Below are 2,541 nucleotides of genomic sequence, written 5' to 3' on the forward strand. Positions count from 1 at the left end.
GTCAAACCCCAGTCCTTAAAGAAAGATCTGCAGGTCGCCAGATCCGTCACGCCATATTTGATTTGCTCAATGCCTAGAATCGTCATGCCATTGCTCCTGTTCAGTTCGCCCACGCCAGCGGACTGTCGTTCAAGCCCCAGTAAAAGCTCTTCTGCTGCATGTACTCGCGAATACCGAGGTAACCTTTCTCACGTCCCATGCCGCTATCCTTCCAGCCGCCGAAGGGCGTGGAAATCGAGAACTGCTTATAAGTGTTGATCCATACCGTTCCCGTTTCGAGTGCGCGGCCTATCCTCCACGCGCGTTTGTAATCGCGAGTCCATATGCCGGCGGCAAGGCCAAAGACGCTGTTGTTGGCTTGTTTCAATAACGATGCATCGTCGTCAAACGGCAAAATGACCAGCACCGGACCAAAGATCTCTTCTTGGCAAATTCGGGCTTCGTTCGTCAAGCCAGCCAGAATGGTTGGGAGGTAATAGAAGCCCGCTTCACGGCCCTCTCCGGTCGGACGCTCACCGCCGCAAAGTAACCGTCCACCTTCCTCGAGACCCAAGGCCACGTATCGTTCAACCGTCTCTCGATGCTGAGCGGAAATCAAAGGACCCATCTGAGTGTCATCGTGCGATGGGTCGCCAACTCGAAGACGTTGCGCAGCATGCGTGAGCCGGGTGACAAATTCATCGTAGATCGAGCGTGCAACAAACAGGCGTGCCCCGGCGATGCACGACTCTCCGGAAGAACTGAAGATGCCGTACAAAACACCGTTGACGGCGTGATCGAGGTCAGCATCCTCGAAGACGATGGTGGGCGACTTGCCACCCAATTCCAGCGAGATGGGCATCAACTTCTCGGCCGCGAGCCGTGCGATGCCGCGACCGACTTCCGTACCTCCGGTGAACGACACCTTCTTGACTAGAGGATGGCGTACGAGGAGATCACCTACTACGGAGCCCTTACCTGGAAGCACGCTCAGCACGCCCTTTGGCACGCCTGCCTCTTCGCAAATTCGGGCAAGCGCCAACGATGCCAGCGGCGTGATTTCTGCGGGCTTAAGGACGACAGCATTCCCCGCTGCAAGGGCCGGTGCAAGCTTTTGCGCATCGGACGCAATCGGCGAATTCCACGGCGTGATCGCCGCAACAACACCAAGCGGTTCGTGCACGCTCATGGTCATATAGTCACCCCGCGCTGGCGTGAGCGACTCTTCGAGGGTTTCGACGCAAGAGGCGAAATAACGGAAAGTATTGGCCGCGCTTGCCACGAGCCCACGTGTCTCGTTAATCGGCTTGCCGTTGTCGCGGCGCTGCAGCTGGGCCAGTGCCTCCTGCCGCGATTCGATCAGGTTTGCGATCTTGTGCAGGACCGCAGCTCGCTGATGCGGCTTCAATCCAGACCAGTCCGCCTTGCGCCACGCCAGGTCGGCCGCTTCAACCGCCTCGTTGGCATCCTGAGCACTGGCAGCTCGGATTTCCGCGTTGATCGATTGATCAGCGGGATAGATGCTAGCGAAAGCATGGCTTTTTCCGGGGCGCCATTCGCCGCCTATAAAGATCTTGTCCGATTGGAGAAGGCTGTCATCAAAATGATTCATGGCTATATCCGTCAAATCACACAGCGTGCGGCGCGATTTCTCAGCGCTCGAATCGCGCTGAACGCGGTTAAGGCAGATGTCTTTGGGTTGTCCGCCAAGGGCTTGCCGCTCATCTCGAGCGACATCTCGCCAAAGGCGCCACGCGCCGTGATCCGGTGGATGTTTCTCTGCACGCCAGGGTCCGCGATCAAGCGGACCGAAGTTCTGTCGAAGCCCAGACCAGCGAGCGCGATGGTCGCCGCCACGTTGGCGTTCTTGGGATAAAGACGCGCGGCATCACGGGCGCTCCCCTCAAAGATCACTTGTTCTTTCGCCAAGGCATGCAGATCAAAGAGCGCTTCCGCCGGCGTCCCAAGCCACCCGATAGGAGGCTTGCGGCCGATGTACACAACTTCATCCAGACCACCATGGCGCGCGGCCGAGATCGCATCAACGCCACCGATGGCGCCCGGCAGCAAAGTCAACGTGGCGCCACCTTGTTCCGCGGCATCGGTGAGGGCCTGCAGCAGGCGATCGTCCGACAACGCACCGATCGAGGCGACGTTGCAATCCGTCCCCGATGCCAGCAGCGGCACCACATGTTCGAGGAGCGCTGCATGACCGGCACATTCCAAAACAAACTTCGGGTGGCGACTCAGTGCTTGCACCGACGACGCCACCTCCACGTTCGTCCCCGCGACCGCCCTAACGTCTGCGATCTGGAAGTCAGGAACGATTACCTGAGAGATTCTCAGGAGGCGATCATGGGCAACGGCCTTAAAGACGGTCGAGCCGATTGCTCCGAAACCGATCAAGGTGACGTCGACCGGATCACGCGGCGCGTTAGCCATGTTTGGCTTCCTTGTTATCTGGTTTTTTGGTAGCGGGACCTGCGAAAGGTGTGGCGAAGTCGCCAATGGCCAGCATGTCCACCTCGACCACCACCGGCCCGCTTTGTCCGATACCCTCGC

General features: G+C 58.7%; 2 protein-coding genes. Both read right to left on the reverse strand.

All coding sequences use genetic code 11. The features are described 5' to 3' along the window. Positions 1 to 100 precede the first annotated feature (100 nt). Positions 101 to 1,591: an aldehyde dehydrogenase gene (locus FH08_RS0133520; protein ID WP_031362555.1), complete on the reverse strand. Its 1,491-nt coding sequence runs from the start codon at positions 1,589 to 1,591 to the stop codon at positions 101 to 103. A gap of 11 nt (positions 1,592 to 1,602) precedes the next feature. Next, on the reverse strand, positions 1,603 to 2,421 hold the full coding sequence (locus FH08_RS0133525) for an aspartate dehydrogenase (protein WP_031362556.1): 819 nt from the start codon (positions 2,419 to 2,421) through the stop codon (positions 1,603 to 1,605). Positions 2,422 to 2,541 lie beyond the last annotated feature (120 nt).

Source organism: Caballeronia sordidicola (assembly GCF_000729995.1).
In the GTDB taxonomy this organism is placed as follows: Bacteria; Pseudomonadota; Gammaproteobacteria; order Burkholderiales; family Burkholderiaceae; genus Caballeronia; species Caballeronia sordidicola_A.

Coding starts and splice junctions, on each gene's coding strand:
- FH08_RS0133520 (WP_031362555.1), bottom strand. CDS start 1,591: ATGAATCATTTTGATGACAGCCTTCTCCAATCGGACAAGATCTTTATA.
- FH08_RS0133525 (WP_031362556.1), bottom strand. CDS start 2,421: ATGGCTAACGCGCCGCGTGATCCGGTCGACGTCACCTTGATCGGTTTC.